A 19,825-nucleotide genomic window follows, 5' to 3' on the forward strand; every position below is an offset into this window, starting at 1 on the left:
TCACCGCGAAAAGCCTCAAGGAGGTGCTGGAGGTGGCCCGACGACAGTGGAGCATCGCGGGGCAGCTGTTCGCCCTCCAGGCGGTGGTGGTGACGCTGCTCGTACTGGGTGGCGCGGCGGGCGCCGTCTGGCTGGCCCGCGTCGACTCCCGCCAGGCCGCGCAGGAGAAGGTGCTCGCGGTGGCGCAGGCCGTGGCCGGCTCCCCCGACGTCCGCGCGGCCCTCACGACCGCCGACCCGGCCAGCATCCTTGCGCCGTACGCCGAATCGACCCGGCTGGCCACGGGCACCGACTTCGTGGTCGTGATGGCCCCCGACCGCACCCGTTTCTCGCACCCGACCCGGGAGCGCATCGGCGAGCCGTTCGTCGGCGACATCGGGCCCGCCCTGGCGGGCCACCCGTTCACCACCACCAACGTCGGGACGCTCGGCGAGTCGGTGCGCGCGGTGGTGCCGGTGTACGACGAGCAGCGGCGCATCGTCGGCCTGGTCTCGGTGGGCATCACCACCCGGGCCATCAACCGCAAGCTGCTGCGCCAGCTCCCCGTGCTGCTCGGCGTCGCCGCGCCGGCGCTCGCGCTCGCCGCCACCGGGTCGTGGCTGCTCAGCCGCCGGCTGCGCCGCCAGACCCACGGCCTGGGACCGGCGCAGATGACCAGGATGTACGAGTACTACGACGCGGTCCTGCACTCGGTGCGCGAGGGTCTCGTGGTGCTGACCACCGATCGGCGGGTGGCGCTGATCAACGACGAGGGCCGCCGGTTGCTCGGTCTCGACGCCGACGCGCCGGTCACCGACCAGCCGGTGGCCGGGATCGACCTGCCGCCCGCCGTGGCCGAGCTGCTCGACTCCGGACGCGACGCCCTCGACGAGCCCATGCTGGCCGGCGACCGGGTGCTGGTGGCCAACCAGCGGACCGCCCGCTTCGAGGGGGCGGCGCTCGGCACCGTGCTGACCCTGCGCGACCAGACCGAGCTGCGCACGCTCGCCAGCGAGCTGGACTCGGTCCGCGCGCTGACCGAGGCGTTGCAGGCGCAGACCCACGAGTCGGCCAACCGCCTGCACACCGTCCTCACGCTTGTGGAGCTGGGCCGCGCCGACGAGGCGGTCCGGCTCGGCACCCGGGACCTGGCCCTCGCACAGCAACTGACCGACCGGGTGGTCGACGCGGTCACCGAACCGGCCCTGGCCGCGCTGCTGCTCGGCAAGTCCGCCCAGGCCGGCGAGCGCGGCGTGGACCTCGTCATCGAGCCGGACTGCCGCCTCGACGACAGCCCGTTGCCGACCAACGACCTGCTCACCGTCGTCGGCAACCTGATCGACAACGCCCTGGAGGCGGTCGCCGGCACGCCCCCGCCGCGTACGGTGCGGGTGTTCGTCGGCGCCGTCGACGACGAGCTGGTGGTACGGGTCGCCGACAGCGGGCCCGGGCTGGCCGAGGACCGGGTGGCGGACGCGTTCCGGCGCGGCTGGTCCACCAAGAGCAGCGGCCGGGGTCTCGGTCTGGCGCTGATCGGGCAGGTGGTCCGCCGCCACGGTGGCCGTCACGAGGTGGCCCGCTCGGACGACGGCGGCAGTCTGTTCACGGTCCGACTGCCGGTCGGCGGCCCGCGATGACCGACATCCGGGTGCTGGTCGTCGAGGACGAGCCGCTGCTGGCCGAGGCGCACGCCGCGTACACCGAACGGGTTCCGGGTTTCGTGGTGGTCGGGGTGGCGCACACCGCGCGGGCGGCGATGGCGGCCCTGCGCGCGGGTGGCGGCGGTGACGTGGACCTCGTACTCCTGGATTTTCGGCTGCCCGACCTGCACGGCCTGGACGTCTGCCGGGCGCTGCGCGCGGCCGGCAGCAGCGTCGACGTGCTCGCGGTGACCTCCGCGCGGGACCTGGCGGTGGTCCGCACCGCGGTGTCCCTCGGGGTGACCCACTACCTGCTCAAACCGTTCACGTTCGCGGCGTTCCGCGACAAGCTGGAGCGCTACGCCGACTACCGCGCCCAGGCGCTCGCCGACGGTGAGGTGACCGCCCAGCACGACGTGGACCGAATGTTCGCCACCCTGCGCGGCACCGCCGGGCACAGCCTGCCCAAGGGCCTCGACGCGCAGACCCTCAACCGGGTACGCGCCGCGCTGGCCGACGTGACCCGTGAGGTGGGGCTGTCGGCGACGGAGGTGAGCGCGGCGGCCGGCATCTCCCGGGTGACCGCCCGCCGCTACCTGGAGTACCTGGTGACCATCGACCGCGCGGTGCGCACCCCCCGCTACGGCACCCCCGGCCGCCCCGAGGTCGAGTACCGCCCCCGCTGACCGTCTCGTGGCTCCGCGCCGGGCATGTTTGTCCTTCGAGCGCTATACCTCTGAGTCATAGTTATGACTCAGAGGTATAGCGATGCGAGGCGCAGGAGGTGAGCCGTGACATCGAGCAACGCCGAGTGGATGCCCGAATGGCCAACGGCCGGGCACGTGCCCGCAGCGGAGTTGGCCCGCAGTCAGGGCATTAGACCAATCACCTCAATAGACGACCTCGCCCGGCCGGACGTGCTGTCGGACGACGAACTGAACGCGCTTCTTGCCGATCTGAGTGCTTCCCGGCGGTCGGATCAGGCGATCTGGCGGAGGTCATCGCCGTAATCGAAGATGATCCGCATCCGGGCCCCGAGCGCCCGTGCGTATCGGCTCAGCGTCGCAACCTCGTTGGCCTCCAGATCACCGTTCTCGATCTGGCTGATTCGGCCGGGCGTGACACCCATCAGCTCGGCCACCTGCCGCTGGGTCAAGCCCAGCCGCTTCCGCTCCTCGGCAAGGTGGAACGCGCTGATCCACGCCTCGGTACGGGCACGTTCGGCGTCGAGCGCTTCATCGTCCCCGTCGTGCAGCTCGGCCCGGATGTCGTTCCAATCATGGAAGTCGCTCATCAGCCCTCCCTCCGTTTCCTCTCGAAGGCAAGCCAGCCCTCGTACGCAATCTCGGCCACCGGAATCGCCTTGTCGTACCATCGATTCCAATCTCCCGCCTTGTTGCCGGCCACCAGCAGGACGGCCTGGGACCAGGGATCGAAGACGAACAGCACCCGAACGGCAACGTCCCTTCCGCCAGGGCCCGCCTCCGCAAGCATGTCGATCGCCACGTTGACGGACCGGTACGTCGCCGGGTCGGTCGGCCGGAGGGATCGCAACCAGTTACGGACATCCGTTGTCGTCCTGATCGCCCAGCGACGTGGCGGCTCATGAGACATGGGCCAACTATAGCCTGGCCTATACATCGAGCACTGCACCCTTTGCGGTGGCGGGGTGAAGATCCGTTGTTAGACTTGCCGCGTTGGGTTGGTGGTACGACCAGGGAGACCAGACATGGCGGGTGACGACGACATCTCCGGGTGAGACCGGACATGTTCGGCCATCGGTTCGGCGCACGTAAGCGCAGCCGCCGTGGCCATGACGTCGTTTCTCCCGTCCCCGTTGGTCGTCGGGCGGCTTGGACGCGCCCACCCCACCCTTTGAGGTCACTCGCATGTCTGATGCGTTCATCGTCTGCTCGAACCTGTCCTTCTCCTGGCCGGACGACACCCCGGTCTTGAAGGAGCTGTCCTTCACCGTCCCGGGCGGTCGCACCGGTCTGGTCGCGCCCAACGGCGCCGGCAAGAGCACGTTGCTGCGGCTGATCGCCGGGGAGCTGACGCCCAGCGGCGGCAGCGTCACCGTCGACGGCGTGCTCGGTTACCTCCCGCAGACGCTGCCGCTGGTCGGCGACCTGACCGTGGCCCAGGTGCTCGGCGTCGCCGAGCGGATCGCGGCGCTGCACGCCATCGAGGCCGGCGACGCCAACGAGGCGCACTTCGCCACCATCGGCGACGACTGGGACATCGAGGAGCGCACCCGCGCCGAACTGGACCGCCTCGGCCTGGGTGACCTGGCGCTCGACCGGCGGCTGCACACCCTCAGCGGCGGTCAGGTGATCTCCCTCGGCCTGGCGGCGCAACTGCTGCGACGGCCCGACGTGCTGCTGCTCGACGAGCCGACCAACAACCTGGACCTAAAGGCCCGGCACAAGCTCTACGACGTGCTGTCCGACTGGTCCGGGTGCCTGCTGCTGGTCAGCCACGACCGGGAGCTGCTGGACCGGATGGACCGCATCGCGGAGCTGGAACGAGGCGAGATCAACTGGTACGGGGGCAACTTCACCGCGTACAGCGAGGCGGTGCAGGCGGCGCGGGAGGTGGCCGAGAGCAACCTGCGCAACGCCGAGCAGGAGGTCAAGCGGGAGAAGCGGGAGATGCAGCAGGCCCGTGAGCGGGCCGATCGGCGGGCCAGCAACGCCGCCAAGAACCTGAAGAACGCCGGTCTGGCCCGGATCGTCGCCGGTGGGCTCAAGCGCAGCGCGCAGGAGTCGGCGGGCAGGTCGCAGGAGACCCACTCCGCCCGGCTGGGCTCGGCCAAGGCCCGTCTCGACGAGGCCGGTCGGGCGGTCCGCGACGAGGACACGATCACCGTCGACCTGCCGGACACCACCGTCCCGTCCGGACGGACGGTCTTCAGCGGTACCGGGATGCGGGCCCGCTTCGACGACCGGGAGCTGTTCGGCGGCGACGGCGCCGACCTGGTGATCCGGGGGCCGGAGCGGATCGCGCTCACCGGGGCGAACGGCGTCGGCAAGTCGACCCTGCTGCGCCTCGTCAACGGCGATCTCGAACCGGCCGGCGGCGAGATCAAACGGGCCGACGGACGGATCGCGTACCTGTCGCAGCGGTTGGACCTGCTGGACCTGGACCGCACGGTCGCGGAGAACTTCGCCGCGTACGCGCCGAGCCTGCCCGACGCCAGGCGGATGAACCTGCTGGCCCGGTTCCTGTTCCGGGGCGCCCGGGTGAACCTGCCGGTCGGGGTGCTCTCCGGCGGCGAGCGGCTGCGCGCCACCCTCGCCTGCGTGCTCTGCGCCGAGCCGGCACCGCAGCTGCTGCTGCTCGACGAGCCGACCAACAACCTGGACCTGGTCAGCGTCGCCCAACTGGAGAGCGCGCTGACCGCGTACCAGGGGGCCTTTGTGGTGGTCAGCCACGACGAGCGGTTCCTCGCCGAGATCGGGGTGCAGCGCTGGCTGCGGCTGGCCGACGGCCAGTTGCGGGAAATCGCGGCACCCGACCGGGGCTGACCCGGCGTCGCGGCCCGGCCGGACAAACGTCGACCGGGCCGCTAGCGGATGTTGCTGGTGTGGCCCAGGGAGTAGCGGCCGGGCTGAGGCCAGACGGTGAGGCCGTGCGGGCCCTTGCCGACCGGGATCCGGGCCAGCAGTTCGCCGGTCGAGGTGTTCAGCGCGTACACCTCGTCGGTGAAGCGCCCGGAGAGCCACAGCACCTTGCCGTCGGCGGACAGGCCGCCCATGTCGGGGCTGCCGTTCGGGATCCGCCAGGTCGCGGTGCGCTTCAGGTTCGCCAGGTCGAGCACGGTCACCGTGCCCTCCTCGCGGTTGGTGACGTACGCCTGCCGGGCGTCCCGGCTGAAGTAGATGCCGTGCGCGCCCCGGCCGGTGGGGATGAACGCGGTCTGCCGGGTGGCCAGGCCATCGAAGACATACACCCCGTTGGCGCGCATGTCGGCGACGAGGAAGTGCTGGCCGTCCGGAGTCAGCCGGGTGTCCTGCGGCATCCCGTCGGGCGTCCGGGTGAGGCGAAACTCGCGCAGCTTGCGCAGGGAGGCAGTGTCCAGCACCAGCATCCGGTTGGCGAACTCGCAACTGAACAGCATCGTCCGGCCGTCGGCGGAGTAGTCCATGTGGTTGATGCCGCCGCACTCGGGGAACCGCACCGAGCGCACCCGCTGCCAGCTGGCCAGGTCGTAGAAGTCCAGTCGCTGGTACGCCTCGGCGACCACGATCGCCTGCTTGCCGTCGGGGGTGAAGTAGAGGTTGTAAACGTCCTCGAGGTTGCGGAACTCGCCCGGCTCACCGGTCCGGGCGTCGATCGGGATCAGGCCACCCCGGGGGATCTGACTGGACGCCACGTAGAGCGTCCGCAGGTCGTAGGAGGGGACGACGTGCTGGGGCTCCGGGCCGCCGGGGAACTTCCCCACCACCTGGTACGTCCCGGGGTCGATCAACCAGACATCATTGCTCTTGGTGTTTGGTACGTACACCATCGACCGGTCGCCGCGTACCGCCTCGGTCAGCTGGTCGGGGCCGGCGGCGGCGTAGACGTTGCCGGTCGCCGGATAGGTCGGCATTCCCGGTGCCAGCGGGCCGAAGGCGGTCGGCCCCGGCCCGGCCGCGGTCGCCCCGGCTGAGGTCGGCCCAGCCGCGGTCGACCCGGCATCGGCTTTGTCGGTGGGCCCCCGGTCGGTGCAGGACGCGAGGCCGACCACCAGTGCCAGGGCGGGGACCACAGTCCGCAGGCGACGACACGACACCTTATGACAATAACGGACATTTTCCCCGATGTTGGTGATTCCCCACGGGCCAACCAGGTCAGCTCACGGCGGCCGGGCCGAGGACGCTCTTCAGATCACCCATCAGCGCGGTCGTCGCCGCCACCCGGAACGGGCCCAGCCGCAGGGTGGTGGTGCGCCCACCGTTGAGCAGCTTGACGTGCACCTCGGTGTCGCCGGGATGCAGCACCAGCGTCTCCTTGAGCCGTTCCACCAGCGGCGGCGTGCACCGGTGCACCGGGATGGTGAGAGTGACCGGCTTGTTGGTGGCGCTGGTGCTGACGTCCGGCATGGACATGTCCATCGCCATGATCCGTGGGGTGTCGTCGCGGCGGTCCACCCGGCCCTTGACCACCACGATGGCGTCCTCGGCGATGTACTGCCCGATCACCTCGTAGGTGTTGGGGAAGAACAGCGTCTCCACCCCACCGGCCAGGTCCTCCAGCGTGGCCGAGGCCCAGGCCCGCCCCTGCTTGGTGACCCGCCGCTGCACCCCGGAGAGGATGCCGGCGAGCGTGACGACAGCCCCGTCGGGCACCGCCCCGTCCTCGGCGAGGGACGCGATGGTGGTGTCGGCCGCCGCGCCCAGGATGTGCTCCAAGCCGAACAGGGGGTGGTCGGAGACGTACAGGCCGAGCATCTCCCGCTCGAACGCCAGCTTGTCGCGCTTGTCCCACTCGCCGTCGCCGATGACCGGCATCACCGTCGTGCTGCCGGTGTCGGCGTCACCGAAGCCGGCGCCGAACAGGTCGTACTGGCCGACGGCCTCCTTGCGCTTGACGTCGGCGTACGCGTCGATGGCGTCGGCGTGCACCGCGAGCAGGCCCTTGCGGGGGTGCTGCATCGAGTCGAACGCACCGGCCTTGATCAGCGATTCGATGGTCTTCTTGTTGCAGACCACCGCGTCCACCTTGGACAGGAAGTCGTAGAAGTCGGTGTAGTCGCCCTTCTCCTGGCGGCACCGCATGATCGAGGCGACGACGTTCGCGCCGACGTTGCGCACCGCCGCCAGGCCGAAGCGGATGTCCGTGCCGACCGGCGTGAACGGCCCGGCCGAGGTGTTCACGTCCGGCGGCAGCACCTGGATGCGCATCCGGCGGCACTCGGACAGGTAGAGCGCCATCTTGTCCTTGTCGTCACCGACGGACGTGAGCAGCCCGGCCATGTACTCGGCCGGGTAGTGCGCCTTGAGGTACGCGGTCCAGTAGGACACCAGGCCGTACGCGGCGGAGTGCGCCTTGTTGAAGGCGTACCCGGCGAACGGCACCAGCACGTCCCACACGGCCTGGATCGCCTCGTCGGAGTAGCCGCGCTCGCGGCAGCCGTCCCGGAACGGGATGAACTCCTTGTCGAGGATCTCCTTCTTCTTCTTACCCATCGCCCGGCGCAGCAGGTCCGCCTGACCGAGGGTGTAGCCGGCGAGGATCTGCGCGGCGCGCTGCACCTGCTCCTGGTAGACGATCAGACCGTGGGTGGGCGCCAGGATCTCCCGCAGCGGCTCCTCCAGCTCCGGGTGGATTGGCGTGATCTCCTGGAGGCCGTTCTTGCGCAGCGCGTAGTTGGTGTGCGAGTCGACGCCCATCGGGCCCGGCCGGTACAGCGCCAGGACGGCGGAGATGTCCTCGAAGTTGTCCGGCTTCATCAACCGCAGCAGCGAGCGCATCGGCCCACCGTCGAGCTGGAACACGCCCAGGGTGTCACCGCGGGCCAGCAGCTCGTACGCGGCCTTGTCGTCCAGCGGCAGGCCCAGCAGGTCCAGTTTGAGGCCGTGGTTCAGCTCGATGTTCTTGACGGCGTCGTCGATGATCGTCAGGTTGCGCAGGCCGAGGAAGTCCATCTTCAGCAGCCCGAGCGACTCGCAGGTCGGGTAGTCGAACTGCGTGATGATCGCCCCGTCGGCGTCGCGGCGCATCAACGGGATGTGCTCGATGATCGGCTCGGCGGACATGATGACGCCGGCGGCGTGCACACCGGTCTGCCGGATCAGCCCCTCGATGCCCTTGGCCGTGTCGATCACCTTGCGCACGTCCGGGTCGGACTCGTACAGGCCCCGGATCTCGCCGGCCTCGGCGTAGCGGGGGTGCTTGGTGTCGAAGATGCCGGTGAGCGGGATGTCCTTGCCCATCACGGCGGGTGGCATCGCCTTGGTGATCCGGTCGCCGACCGCGTACGGGAAACCCAGCACCCGGGCCGAGTCCTTGATCGCGGCCTTCGCCTTGATCGTGCCGAACGTGGCGATCTGGGCGACCTTGTCCTCACCCCACTTGTCGGTGACGTACTTGATCACCTCACCGCGCCGACGCTCGTCGAAGTCGATGTCGACATCCGGCATCGAGACCCGCTCGGGGTTGAGGAACCGCTCGAAGATCAGGCCGTGCTGGATCGGGTCCAGGTCGGTGATGCCCAGCGCGTACGCCACGAGCGAGCCGGCGGCCGAGCCACGACCCGGACCCACCGCGATGCCCTGGTTCTTCGCCCACTGGATGAAGTCGGCGACCACGAGGAAGTACGACGGGAAGCCCATCTGGTTGATGACGCCCAGCTCGTACTCGGCCTGGACGACGTGCCCCTGCGGGATGCCGTTCGGGTAGCGGCGGGCCAGCCCGGCGAAGGTCTCCTTGCGGAACCAGGACTCCTCGGTCTCGCCCTCGGGCACCGGGAAGCGCGGCATCAGGTTGTGAAACTCGAACATGCCCTTCGGGTCGACCTTCTCGGCCACCAGCAGGGTGTTGCGGCAACCCTGCTGCCACAGCTCGGACGAGTCGACCGCGCGCATCTGGTCGGCGCTCTTGACGAAGTAGCCGCCGCCCTCGAAGCGGAACCGGTTCGGGTCGTCGATGTTGCTGCCGGTCTGCACACACAGCAGCACGTCGTGGGCGGTCGCCTGCGCCTCGTGCGTGTAGTGCGAGTCGTTGGTGACCACCGGCGGGATGTCCAGCTTGCGGGCGATCTCGGTGAGCCCCTCGCGGACCCGACTCTCGATGGAGAGGCCGTGATCCATGATCTCCAGGAAGTAGTTGTCCTTGCCGAAGATGTCCTGGTAGCTGGCGGCGACCTTGAGGGCCTCGTCGAACTGGCCCAGCCGCAGCCGGGTCTGCACCGCACCGGACGGGCAGCCGGTGGTGGCCATGATGCCCTCGGCGTGCTCGGCGATCAGCTCCATGTCCATCCGGGGCCACTTGACGTAGTGCCCCTCCATGGACGCGCGCGAGTTGAGGGTGAACAGGTTCTTCAGACCCTGCGCGTTCTTCGCCCACATGGTCTTGTGGGTGATCGCGCCATTACCCGAGATGTCGTCGCTCTTCTGCTCCGGCCGACCCCACTTGACCCGCGCCTTGTGGTAGCGCGACTCCGGCGCCACGTACGCCTCGACGCCCAGGATGGGGGTGATCCCGGCGGCCATCGCCTGGTTGTAGAAGTCGTTCGCGCCGTGCATGTTGCCGTGGTCGGTGATCGCCACCGCCGGCATGCCCAGCCGGTTGGCCTCGGCGAACAGGTCCTTCAACCGGGCCGCTCCGTCGAGCATCGAGTACTCGGTGTGCACGTGCAGATGCGCGAACGAATCAGCCATGCCTGGCGCCCCCCGGCGGTGTGGATCTCAGTGGTCGGAGCCGACCGGCACCTACCCTACCGAGGTGATCTCGGCGGCTCCACCGTCCGCGCCGAGGGTGGTCCGCGTCTCCCCCACGACTATTCTCGGAACATGGCGAGGTACTACGACGTACACCCGGAGAACCCGCAGCCCCGGATCATCGGCCAGGTCACCGACCTGATCCGCGGCGGCGGCCTGATCGCCTACCCGACGGACTCCTGCTACGCGCTCGGCACCCAACTGGGCAACCGGGACGGGCTGGACCGGATCCGCGAGGTCCGCCACCTCGACGACCGGCACCACTTCACGCTGGTCTGCCGGGACTTCGCGCAGCTCGGCCAGTTCGTGCGGATCAACAACTCGGTCTTCCGCCTGGTGAAGGCGTCGACCCCGGGCAGCTACACCTTCATCCTGCCGGCCACCCGTGAGGTGCCGCGCCGAATGCTGCATCCGCGCAAGAAGACCGTCGGTGTCCGCGTACCCCGGCACACGGTGACCCAGGCGCTGCTGGCCGAGCTGGGCGAGCCGCTGGTGTCGAGCACGCTGCTCCTGCCCGGCGACGACGAGCCGATGACCCAGGGCTGGGAGATCAAGGAACGACTCGACCACCAGCTCGACGCCGTGCTCGACGCCGGCGAGTGCGGCAAGGAGCCGACGACGGTGATCGACCTGTCCGGGCCCGAGCCGGAGATCCTGCGCCGGGGCGCGGGAGACAGCTCCCGCTTCGAGTAGCGCCCCCTCGAACGATCCGCCCCCGGAGTTGGGCACGTCGCGGCCCCCGGCGCCGGTCGTTGCCGACTGCTGGGCATGACCCCTGAGCAGGCACGCCTTCAGCCCGAGGTGGTCGCCGCGCGCCCTTTGCTCTGCTTCAACCGACGCAACACCGACGGCCCCTATCTGTTGCGTGGGTTGAAGCAGAGCAAAGGCGGGTCCGACCACCCTTCCCACCCGGCCGACAGGTCCCACCAAAGCCGCCGAGGCAGCACAACGTTATCGGCGTAGACAACAGTGTGTGGCACACAGTATGGTGTGACACATGGTTAGCGAGGATGTTCTACGGACGCACCTGCAGGAGCTGCGTCGAGGCACCGTCGTGGTGGCCAGCCTGGTCGCGCTCCGCCGACCGGACTACGGCTACGCACTGCTGCAACGGCTCACCGACCACGGCTTTCCGGTCGACGCCAACACGCTCTACCCGCTGCTGCGCCGCCTGGAGGACCAGGGCCTGCTGACCAGCGAGTGGAACACCGAGGAGAGCCGGCCGCGCAAGTTCTACCGGACCAGCGACGAGGGCGAGTCGATGCTGGCCCGACTCCTCGACGACCTCTCCGCCGTACAGACCTCCATCACCGGACTGATCCAAGGAGTGGACCGATGAACACCCTGACCGACCGCTATCTCGCCGCCACCCTGCGCTCGGTGCCCGCCCAGCGTCGCGACGAGATCTCGACCGAGCTGCGCGCCTCGATCGAGGACATGATCGAGGACCGGACCGGGAGCGGCGAGGACGCGGCAGCCGCCGAGCGGGAGGTGCTCACCGAACTGGGCAACCCCGACCGGCTGGCCGCCCGCTACGCCGATCGCCGGCTCCAGCTCATCGGCCCCACCTACTACCTGATCTGGCTGCGGCTGCTGAAGCTGCTGCTCAGCTTCATCCCGGCGATCGTCGGCACGATCGTCACCATCGTGAAAGCCAGCGAAGGGCAGGGTTTCGGCGCCATCGGACCCGGCCTCGTCGTGGCCATGCAGGTGGCCATCCAGATCGCCTTCTGGCTCACCCTGACCTTCGCCACCATCGAGCGCACCCAGACGGCCGTGGGCCTGCCGGAGTGGACGGTCGACCAACTGCCCGACGCCCCGGCGCGTCGGGGCATCCCCCTCGCCGACACCATCGCATCCGTGATCATGCTGCTGCTGACCATCGGCTACCTGCCGTTCCAGCACTACCAGTCGTCGTGGGTGAAGGGTACCGACGGCGAGAACATCCCGATCGTCGATCCGGCCCTCTGGTCGTTCTGGCTGCCGGCGTTGATCGTGGTGCTGGTCGCTAGCGTGGTGTTCGAGATCGTCAAGTACCGGATCGGGCGCTGGACCTGGCCCCTGTTCGGCGTCAAGGCGCTGCTCAGCCTGGCGTTCGCGGTGCCGCTGGCGTGGCTGGCGCTCTCCGACCGGCTGCTCAACCCGGCCCTTGGCGAGCGGCTGAGCTGGGTGGCGGAGGCGGAGAACCGGAACTCCCTCGGACTGGCCATCGCGCTGCTGACCGCCGCGATCGTGATCTTGGACGTCATCGACACCGCCCGGAAGACGCGCCAGCAGACGGCCTGAGCTGATTCGGTAGCAGCGGCCCGACGTGCACCTCGCGTCGGGCCGCCGCGCTGCGGCCTGAACGACCCACTCCGGGCCGCCGGCACGCAGGTCGCCGCCGTCGCGCACCACGCGGCACGGAGGCGTCCGGTTAGCGGATGCGGCGGGCGACGTGGCATCGTTCCTGGATGAGCGAGGCACAGCGCGACGAGTGGCGCCGTCCGGGCCCGACGGCGGAGCAGCGGCGGATAGACCTGTGGATCGGGCTCGCGGTGACCGGGCTGGCGCTGGTCAGCCTCACCCTGGCCCGCAGCACCGGGGCGTTCCTGCTGGGTCCGCCGCCGTCCGGGCCGGAGCAGCTGTTCTGGACCGTCGCGGTGACGCTCCCGCTGATCTGGCGGCGGCGCTGGCCGGCCGCCACCCTGCTGGTCATCGCGGTGGCGTTCATCGCCGCGCAGGCCCGGTCGGCGCCGGAAACCCAGTTCTCCGCGTGGGCCCTGTTCTGCGCCCTCTACACGATGGGCGCCTGGGGACCGGACCACCAGGCGGCCCGCCGGCTGCGGATCGGCGTGATCGCCACGATGTTCGCCTGGCTGGGCGTCCACTACGCCGTGACGATCGACCACATCCCGCCCGGCGCCTTCGACGGCGCGGTCGGCCCAGTGCCGCCGGTGCTCGCCGCGATGGTCAGCGGCGTCCTGGTCAACATGCTGGTCTTCGGGTTCGCGTACTTCTTCGGCGAGACCGCCTGGGTGGCCACGCGGCGTGAGCACGAGCTGCGCGAACAGGCCGAGGAGCTGCGCCGGTCCCAGGCCGAGGGCCGGGAACGGGCGGTGCTCGGCGAACGGGTCCGGATCGCCCGGGAGCTGCATGACGTCGTCGCCCACCACGTGTCGGTGATGGGGGTGCAGGCGTCCGCCTGCCGCCGGGTGTTCGACCGCGACCCGGGCAAGGCCCGCACAGCGCTCGCCGCCATCGAGCAGAGCGCCCGCACCGCCGTCGACGAGCTGCGCCGGATGCTCGGCGTGCTGCGCGCCTCCGGCGACAGCGACGTCGAGCGGGCCGCGCCCGGTGATGTCGAGCGGATCGATGAGCTGGTCGAGCGGGCGCGGGCGGCGGGTCTGACGGCCACTCTCGGGGTGTACGGCGAGCCCGTCGCGCTGCCCGAGTCGGTGTCGCAGGCGGCCTACCGGGTGACGCAGGAGGCGGTGACCAACACTCTGAAGCACGCCGGGGCGGATCTGCTGGATGTGCGGGTCCGCTATCTGGCCCGGGAGGTGGAGGTCGACGTGACCGACGACGGACGGACCGGCGGCCGGGCCGATGCCGCCGGGCTCGGCCTGATCGGGATGCGCGAGCGGGTCACCGCGCACGACGGCGAGCTGGAGGCCGGCCCCCGGCTCGGCGGGGGCTGGCGGGTCCGCGCCCGCTTCCCGCTCGCGGATCCGGTGATCGTCCGGCAGCGGGAGACCGGAGACGGGCGGTCGTTGACGGCCGGGGCGGGGCGGTCGTCGTGAGCGCCGCACCGATCCGGGTGCTGCTCGCCGACGACCAGCATCTCGTGCGCACCGGCTTCCGGATCATCCTGGAGGTGGAGGACGACATCACGGTGGTCGGTGAGGCCGCCGACGGCGCGCGGGCCGTCGCCATGGCCCGCACCACGCGCCCCGACGTGGTGCTGATGGACGTGGAGATGCCCGGCATGGACGGGCTGGAGGCCACTCGGCGAATCACCGACGACGGGCCCGGCGCTCCGGCGGTGCTGATTCTCACCACCTTCGACCGCGACGACTATCTCTTCACCGCGCTGCGGGCCGGGGCCAGCGGTTTCCTGCTCAAGAACGGCACACCCGAGGAGCTGATCGAGGCGATCCGGGTGCTGGCCCGCGGCGACGGTCTGCTCGCCCCGGAGATCACCCGCCGGGTGATCTCCACGTTCGCCCGTCCCGGTGATCCGGCGGGCACCGCGCACCAAAGGGCCGGCGCCGAGGCCTCGCTGGGCGCGCTGACCCCACGGGAGCGGGAGGTGCTGGTGCTGCTCGCCGCCGGGTCGAGCAACGCCGAGATCGCCGCGACCATGTACCTGGGCGAGGCGACGGTGAAGACGCACGTGAGTCGGGTGCTGGCGAAACTGGGCCTGCGCGACCGGGTCCAGGCGGTGGTGTTCGCGTACGAGAACGGGGTGGTCCGCCCCGGCGAATGACCGGTGTCCATCGCGCGACGGACCTCTCGGCTCAGCCCTCGGACGGACGGCGGGCCGACAGGTTCGATCTAGCGTGGACGCGTGACGAGAACGCTCCAACTCGACGGCGTCGACCGCAGCTTCGGCGACCGGCAGGTGCTCAAGAACGTGTCCTTCGAGGTGGCCGCCGGCCGGATGACCGGCTTCGTCGGCGCCAACGGCGCCGGCAAGACCACCACCATGCGGATCATCCTGGGTGTGCTCGCCCCCGACGCCGGCGAGGTGAGCTGGGGTGGCGCGAAGCTCACCCGGCAGGACCGCCGCCGCTTCGGCTACATGCCGGAGGAGCGGGGCCTGTATCCCAAGATGACCGCGCGGGAGCAGGTGACCTACCTGGGCCGGTTGCACGGTCTGGACGCCCCCGCCGCCCGCCGCGCCACAGACGCTCTGCTGGAGCGGGTCGGGCTCGGCGAACGCGGCGACGACCTGCTGGAGACGTTGTCGCTGGGCAACCAGCAGCGGGCCCAGATCGCCGCCGCGCTGGTGCACGACCCCGAGGTGCTGGTGCTCGACGAGCCGTTCTCCGGCCTCGACCCCCTCGCCGTCGACACGGTCGTCGCCGTGTTGCGCGAACGAGCCGCCGCCGGGGTGCCGGTGCTGTTCTCCAGCCACCAGCTCGACGTGGTCGAGCGTCTCTGCGACGACCTGGTGATCATCAATGACGGGGTGATCCGGGCCGCCGGCAGTCGTACGCAGCTGCGCGACTCGTACACCTCGCCCCGCTTCGAGCTGGTGGTGGCGACCGACGCCGGCTGGGTCCGCGACCAGCCCGGGGTCACCCTGGTCGAGCTGGACGGCGCGCGGGCGATCTTCGACCTGCCGGTCGGCGCCGACGAGCAGCCCATCCTGCACGCGGCCCTCGCCCGCGGCCCGGTCCGCGCCTTCGGCCCGGTCAGCCCTTCGCTCACCGAGATCTTCCGAGAGGTCACCCAGTGAACGTCACCCAGGCCACCCGGCTGGTCGCCGAACGCGAGATCCGAGTCAAGCTACGCGACCGTACCTTCCTGTTCGGCACGCTCTTCTTCCTGGTGATCGCGGCCGCCGGCACCATCCTGCCGCCGTTGCTCTCCGGCGGCCCGAAGAGTGTGGCCGTCACCCAGGACGCGGCCGGCCCGCTGCGCGCCGCCGGGCTCGACGTCCGGGTGGTGGCCGACGACGGTGCCGCCGAGCAGGCTGTCCGCGACGGGGACGTGGACGCCGCGGTCGTCAGCGGTCCGGCGGTGCTCGCCATGGACGAGGCCCCCGACGAGGTGGTCCGGGCGCTGAGCACCGCGCCGCCGGTGCGCCTCCTCGACCCCGACGCGGTCGACCCGGTGGTGGCGTTCCTGGTGCCGTTCGTGTTCGCGTTCGTCTTCTTCATCACCTCGCAGACCTTCGGCCTGCAGATCGCGCAGAGCGTCACCGAGGAGAAGCAGACCCGGATCGTGGAGATCCTGGTGGCGGCCGTGCCGGTACGGGCACTGCTGGCCGGCAAGGTGATCGCCGGGGGCATCCTGGCGCTCGGGCAGATCGCGCTGATCGGTCTCGTGGCCGTCCTCGGCATGCGGATCGGCGACAGCGGTGACCTGCTCACCCTGCTCGCTCCGGCGATCGGCTGGTTCGTGCCGTTCTTCCTGCTCGGCTTCGTGCTGCTGGCCGCGATGTGGGCGGCGGCCGGCGCCCTGGTCAACCGCCAGGAGGACATCGCCGGTGTGTCGACACCGGTGCAGCTCGCCGTCATGCTGCCGTTCTTCGCGGTGATCTTCCTGAACGACAACGCGACCGCGATGCGGGTGCTGTCGTACCTGCCGTTCTCGTCGCCCACGGCGATGCCGCTGCGGCTGTTCACCGGCGACGCGGCCGGCTGGGAGCCGATCGTGTCGCTGGCCATCCTGCTGGTCGCCGCCGGCGCCTTCCTGGTCGCCGGGGCCCGCGTCTACGAGGGTTCGCTGCTGCGGACCAACGGCCGGACCTCGCTGCGCGCCGCCTGGCGGGAGCGCGAGAGCATCGGCTGACCGGCGACGGCCCACGCGGGCGTCGGTGTCCTGAGCGGACGCCGGCGCCCGTCGCCGTCCCCCGCCCGTACGGCACCGGCCCGCACACCCGTTCGGTGGCTGCGAACGCCGCTGGCGTTCCTACGGTGAGCCGATCCTCACGGCAACGACCTGGTCGTCGCCGATCCCGGACCGGAAAGGCGCTCCATGACCCCACCGATCGACCTGCGGCGCTCCGGCGCCGCACGACGCCTGCGGCGCCTGCTCAGCGTGGTGCTGGCGGTCGTGCTCGCCGGTACGCTCCCGGCCCTCGTCCGTGCCGCGCCGGCCTCCGCCGCGGCGGGCAACCTGATCATCAACGGCAGCTTCGACAACGGCAGCACCGACCCCTGGTGGACCCGCCTCGCCTCCACCAGCACCACGGTCAACGCCGGCCAGCTGCGCATCCGCACCAGCGGGCCGGCCACCAAGCCCACCTGGGACGACCTGGTCGGTCACTTCGAGTTCGGGGTGACGGCCGGGCAGCCGTACCGGTTGCAGTTCGACGCCAACGCCGACGTCAGCCGCACCCTGCGCGTCTCGGTCTCCCGGGTGGACACGCCCTTCACCTCCGCGGTCGACCAGACCGTCGCGTTGACCTCCACGATGCGCCGCTTCACGTTCGACTTCACGTCGCCGTTCGGTGACCCCGAGGCGGTGCTCCTGTTCCACCTGGGGGCGCAGGCGGCCTCCACCGTGCGGCTGGACAACATCTCGCTCACGCCGTTGGCCATCGACCCAGCGACCGATCCGATCCTGTACTGGAACGGTGTCCTGCTGGACACCTACCGGGCGCTGGACCTGCCACCCACCGCATCGTCCCGGCAGGCGGCCATCCTGCACGCGGCGATGCACGATGCCGCGGTCTCGGTCACCGGCGTCGGCAACCCCTACCGGCTGCGGGTGCCGGTCAGCTATCCGGGCACCATGGACAACGTCGTGGCGCCGTCCCTGCACGCGGCCATCGACCGGGCGGCGGTGGACGTGCTCACGGCCCTGTACCCGGCGCGACGCACGTCCTTCGAGACCGCCCACGGCATCGCCGTCAGCCGGCGGCCGTCCGGTGTGAACGCCGCCGAGGCCGCGCGGGGCGACACCGTCGGCGCCGCGGCCGCCGCCGCGAACCTCCAGGCCCGCGCCAACGACGGCTCCGACAACAACACGGCGTACCAGCTCGACGGTGTGCCCGGATCGTGGCGGCCGACCGACGGCAAGGCAGCGGTCAGCCCGAACTGGGGGCTGGTGACTCCGTTCGCGCTCACCTCCGGCCGGCAGTTCCGGCCCGGCCTGCCGGCCGGCGCCACCGGATACGCCGACCTGCTCACCAAGCCGGAGTACGACGCGCAGGTCCAGGAGGTCCGCGACCTGGGTTCTCGGACGTCGACGGTGCGGACCCCGGAGCAGACGGCTATCGCGTTCTTCTGGGCGAACGACGTGCACCCCACGTACAAGCCGCCGGGCCAGCTCTTCGCGCACACGCGGATCGTGTCGGAGCAGCGCAAGCTCGACATCCTGGCCAACGCCCGGCTCTTCGGCCTGGTCGCCCTCGCGCTCGCCGACGCCGCCATCGCCGCGTGGGACGCCAAGTACCAGACGCCGATCGACCTGTGGCGGCCGGAGAGCGCGATCGGCGGCGGCTGGCAGCCGTTGTCGCACGGCCTCGACGGCGTCTCGTTCTCGCCGGCCTTCCCGGCCTACATCTCCGGGCACGCCACCTTCGCCGGAGCATGGGAGGCGGTCATGCAACGGTTCTTCGGCACCGACGCGATCGCCTTCGACGCCACCACCGACGACCCACACGCCGTGGCACCCGTCCGGCAGATGAGCGGCTTCCACGCCGCCGCCGAGGAGAACGCGATGAGCCGGGTCTACCTCGGCGTGCACTACCGGTTCGACGCCGAGGCCGGCCTCGCCACCGGCCGTTCCGTCGGCGCGTACGTCTTCGCCAACCGGCTACGACCGTGAGTCGTCCGCCAGCGTGAACGGGGGGCTCCCCGCCCGGTCTGTCGACCGGGCGGGGAGCGACGGCTGATCAGGGCGACGGGAGGCAGCGCCAGTGGCTGAAATCGCCGGTACGCGACCAGACGTCCCGCGCGGCGGCGATGTTCCAGCCCGGATCCAGGGCGGTCCGACGGTCGACGCCGCGCCGCGACAGCTCCATGTCGCTGAACTGGAACAGACCCCAGCGCCGCGACCCGTCGGCGGTCACCTCCACCCGCAGCGGGTCCAACCCGGACACGCACCGCGCCAGCCGCACCGCCTCGGCCGCGTCCGGGGCGAACGTCTTTCGCAGGTGGGTGCTGACGCGGTTCTCCGACCACGGGACCGGCAGCACCGGATCACCCGACAGGGCGTCGAGGAACGGCCGGTCCACAGTGCCGCTGACCGACAGGCCGGCCATCGCCTGGAAGGCGATCACCCGGCTGGTGGTGTCCGGGCCGAACCAGCCGTCCACGGGTACGCGCAACCCCCGGGCGACCAGGCGCTCCTGCAGATCCTGCACGCAGGGGCCGTACATACCCTGGCGCAGGACGAGCGGACAGGCGGTGGCCGACGTGGTGGTCATGCCCTCGCCGCGCGGCAGCAGCGCCCCGACGGTCAGCGCGCCCACCAGCGCGAGCGCCCCCATCCGCAGCCGCCGACGTGCCGGTCGGGTGACCCGACGCAGGTCACCAGATGGCCGATGAGGGCTGTCAGCGTCGGAAGACGCCGTGTCGGGTGGGGTCGACTCCTCCTGCCAGCGCGCCGGCTCGCTGAGCCGGGCCTCGATGTCGCGGCGCAGGCCGACCCACCGCTCGATGTCCGCCGCCGAAGTGCCGCAGGCGGCGAGCAACGCCACGACGGTCCGCTCGCGGGGCAGGGTGTTCCGCCCCAGCATGGTGGCGAGGGTGCTCGGAGGCAGCCAGTGCCCGGCCGCCGAGGCCCGGCGCGAGATATCCCGGTACGTCAGGCCGGAGCGTCGCCGCACGTCCCGAAGCGCCACCACGTACTCCCCGGCCGTGGCCACCTGCGGCACCGGATCCCGGGCAGCGTCAATCATCGGATCTCCCCGCGTCGTTGATGTGGTCGGACTCGGACCGGTGCCGGTCGGAGCCCGTCGGCCCGTACGCCGGTCGGCGGCGCGGCCGTCGGAAAAAACGCTAGACAGCCGGGTCGGCCGAGACAATGCCCTGGTCGGGGCGCAGCGGTGTCCGAGCAGCTCAGGGCCGCCTGTCCGGGGCTTGTCCGACCATCTCGGACAGACGCCGCACGCCGCCTTGC

Annotated in this window: 16 protein-coding genes; 11 read left to right on the top strand and 5 right to left on the bottom strand. The window is 70.8% G+C overall.

Translation table 11 applies throughout. The features are described 5' to 3' along the window. Positions 1-32 precede the first annotated feature (32 nt). Together OG505_RS15615 and OG505_RS15620 are read left to right on the top strand one after the other, a co-directional pair. Positions 33-1,616, top strand: coding sequence for an ATP-binding protein (locus OG505_RS15615; protein ID WP_405434088.1), 1,584 nt, complete (start codon positions 33-35; stop codon positions 1,614-1,616). After that, positions 1,613-2,305 carry a response regulator gene (locus OG505_RS15620; RefSeq protein WP_405434090.1) on the top strand — a complete coding sequence of 231 codons (693 nt, stop codon included), beginning with the start codon at positions 1,613-1,615 and terminating at the stop codon, positions 2,303-2,305. Before OG505_RS15615 ends, OG505_RS15620 begins: the two co-directional genes overlap by 4 nt. 293 nt (positions 2,306-2,598) lie before the next feature. Here the strand turns inward: OG505_RS15620 and OG505_RS15625 are convergent, their stop codons facing one another. Together OG505_RS15625 and OG505_RS15630 are read right to left on the bottom strand one after the other, a co-directional pair. Next, positions 2,599-2,913, bottom strand: a complete 315-nt coding sequence (locus tag OG505_RS15625) for a helix-turn-helix transcriptional regulator (protein ID WP_354855989.1) — start codon at positions 2,911-2,913, stop codon at positions 2,599-2,601. Continuing rightward, complete coding sequence (locus OG505_RS15630) at positions 2,913-3,233, bottom strand: type II toxin-antitoxin system RelE/ParE family toxin (RefSeq protein WP_405434092.1); 321 nt, start codon at positions 3,231-3,233, stop codon at positions 2,913-2,915. Before OG505_RS15630 ends, OG505_RS15625 begins: the two co-directional genes overlap by 1 nt. Before the next feature lie 275 nt (positions 3,234-3,508). Here OG505_RS15630 and abc-f point away from each other — a divergent pair, with 275 nt between their 5' ends. Beyond that, a complete protein-coding gene (gene abc-f, locus OG505_RS15635) occupies positions 3,509-5,146 on the top strand; it encodes a ribosomal protection-like ABC-F family protein (protein WP_405434094.1) in 1,638 nt (545 codons plus the stop codon). Positions 5,147-5,187: 41 nt separating this feature from the next. Here the strand turns inward: abc-f and OG505_RS15640 are convergent, their stop codons facing one another. Then, positions 5,188-6,396, bottom strand: coding sequence for a YncE family protein (locus OG505_RS15640; RefSeq protein ID WP_405434095.1), 1,209 nt, complete (start codon positions 6,394-6,396; stop codon positions 5,188-5,190). Positions 6,397-6,454: 58 nt separating this feature from the next. Beyond that, on the bottom strand, positions 6,455-9,985 hold the full coding sequence (dnaE, locus tag OG505_RS15645; protein WP_405434097.1) for a DNA polymerase III subunit alpha: 3,531 nt from the start codon (positions 9,983-9,985) through the stop codon (positions 6,455-6,457). A 132-nt stretch (positions 9,986-10,117) separates the two neighbouring features. Here dnaE and OG505_RS15650 point away from each other — a divergent pair, with 132 nt between their 5' ends. The 8 genes from OG505_RS15650 to OG505_RS15685 all read left to right on the top strand — a co-directional run bounded on the left by OG505_RS15650 (position 10,118) and on the right by OG505_RS15685 (position 18,529). Continuing rightward, positions 10,118-10,738, top strand: coding sequence for an L-threonylcarbamoyladenylate synthase (locus tag OG505_RS15650; RefSeq protein ID WP_405434098.1), 621 nt, complete (start codon positions 10,118-10,120; stop codon positions 10,736-10,738). Positions 10,739-11,042: 304 nt separating this feature from the next. Further along, complete coding sequence (locus OG505_RS15655) at positions 11,043-11,384, top strand: PadR family transcriptional regulator (RefSeq protein ID WP_405434099.1); 342 nt, start codon at positions 11,043-11,045, stop codon at positions 11,382-11,384. Continuing rightward, entirely contained in the window at positions 11,381-12,331 is a 951-nt protein-coding gene (locus OG505_RS15660) for a permease prefix domain 1-containing protein (RefSeq protein ID WP_405434101.1), read from the top strand. The genes OG505_RS15655 and OG505_RS15660 overlap by 4 nt, the downstream gene beginning before the upstream one ends. A 167-nt stretch (positions 12,332-12,498) precedes the next feature. Further along, complete coding sequence (locus OG505_RS15665) at positions 12,499-13,827, top strand: sensor histidine kinase (RefSeq protein WP_405434102.1); 1,329 nt, start codon at positions 12,499-12,501, stop codon at positions 13,825-13,827. After that, entirely contained in the window at positions 13,824-14,513 is a 690-nt protein-coding gene (locus tag OG505_RS15670) for a response regulator (protein WP_405434103.1), read from the top strand. The genes OG505_RS15665 and OG505_RS15670 overlap by 4 nt, the downstream gene beginning before the upstream one ends. A gap of 81 nt (positions 14,514-14,594) precedes the next feature. Continuing rightward, positions 14,595-15,488 carry an ABC transporter ATP-binding protein gene (locus tag OG505_RS15675; protein ID WP_405434104.1) on the top strand — a complete coding sequence of 298 codons (894 nt, stop codon included), beginning with the start codon at positions 14,595-14,597 and terminating at the stop codon, positions 15,486-15,488. Then, positions 15,485-16,546 carry an ABC transporter permease gene (locus tag OG505_RS15680; protein WP_405434106.1) on the top strand — a complete coding sequence of 354 codons (1,062 nt, stop codon included), beginning with the start codon at positions 15,485-15,487 and terminating at the stop codon, positions 16,544-16,546. The genes OG505_RS15675 and OG505_RS15680 overlap by 4 nt, the downstream gene beginning before the upstream one ends. Before the next feature lie 186 nt (positions 16,547-16,732). Then, complete coding sequence (locus OG505_RS15685; protein WP_405434108.1) at positions 16,733-18,529, top strand: carbohydrate binding domain-containing protein; 1,797 nt, start codon at positions 16,733-16,735, stop codon at positions 18,527-18,529. Between the two features lie 67 nt (positions 18,530-18,596). Here the strand turns inward: OG505_RS15685 and OG505_RS15690 are convergent, their stop codons facing one another. Continuing rightward, complete coding sequence (locus OG505_RS15690; protein ID WP_405434110.1) at positions 18,597-19,604, bottom strand: peptidoglycan-binding protein; 1,008 nt, start codon at positions 19,602-19,604, stop codon at positions 18,597-18,599. Positions 19,605-19,825: the final 221 nt, after the last annotated feature.

Origin of the sequence: Micromonospora sp. NBC_00617, assembly GCF_045161355.1 — a bacterium.
In the GTDB taxonomy this organism is placed as follows: domain Bacteria; phylum Actinomycetota; class Actinomycetes; order Mycobacteriales; family Micromonosporaceae; genus Micromonospora.

What these genes read in the sequence shown, in the direction of transcription:
- OG505_RS15620 (WP_405434090.1), top strand. Translation starts at nt 1,613, where the DNA reads ATGACCGACATCCGGGTGCTGGTCGTCGAGGACGAGCCGCTGCTGGCC.
- OG505_RS15625 (WP_354855989.1), bottom strand. Translation starts at nt 2,913, where the DNA reads ATGAGCGACTTCCATGATTGGAACGACATCCGGGCCGAGCTGCACGAC.
- OG505_RS15630 (WP_405434092.1), bottom strand. Translation starts at nt 3,233, where the DNA reads ATGTCTCATGAGCCGCCACGTCGCTGGGCGATCAGGACGACAACGGAT.
- abc-f (WP_405434094.1), top strand. Translation starts at nt 3,509, where the DNA reads ATGTCTGATGCGTTCATCGTCTGCTCGAACCTGTCCTTCTCCTGGCCG.
- dnaE (WP_405434097.1), bottom strand. Translation starts at nt 9,985, where the DNA reads ATGGCTGATTCGTTCGCGCATCTGCACGTGCACACCGAGTACTCGATG.
- OG505_RS15650 (WP_405434098.1), top strand. Translation starts at nt 10,118, where the DNA reads ATGGCGAGGTACTACGACGTACACCCGGAGAACCCGCAGCCCCGGATC.
- OG505_RS15655 (WP_405434099.1), top strand. Translation starts at nt 11,043, where the DNA reads ATGGTTAGCGAGGATGTTCTACGGACGCACCTGCAGGAGCTGCGTCGA.
- OG505_RS15660 (WP_405434101.1), top strand. Translation starts at nt 11,381, where the DNA reads ATGAACACCCTGACCGACCGCTATCTCGCCGCCACCCTGCGCTCGGTG.
- OG505_RS15665 (WP_405434102.1), top strand. Translation starts at nt 12,499, where the DNA reads ATGAGCGAGGCACAGCGCGACGAGTGGCGCCGTCCGGGCCCGACGGCG.
- OG505_RS15685 (WP_405434108.1), top strand. Translation starts at nt 16,733, where the DNA reads ATGACCCCACCGATCGACCTGCGGCGCTCCGGCGCCGCACGACGCCTG.
- OG505_RS15690 (WP_405434110.1), bottom strand. Translation starts at nt 19,604, where the DNA reads ATGATTGACGCTGCCCGGGATCCGGTGCCGCAGGTGGCCACGGCCGGG.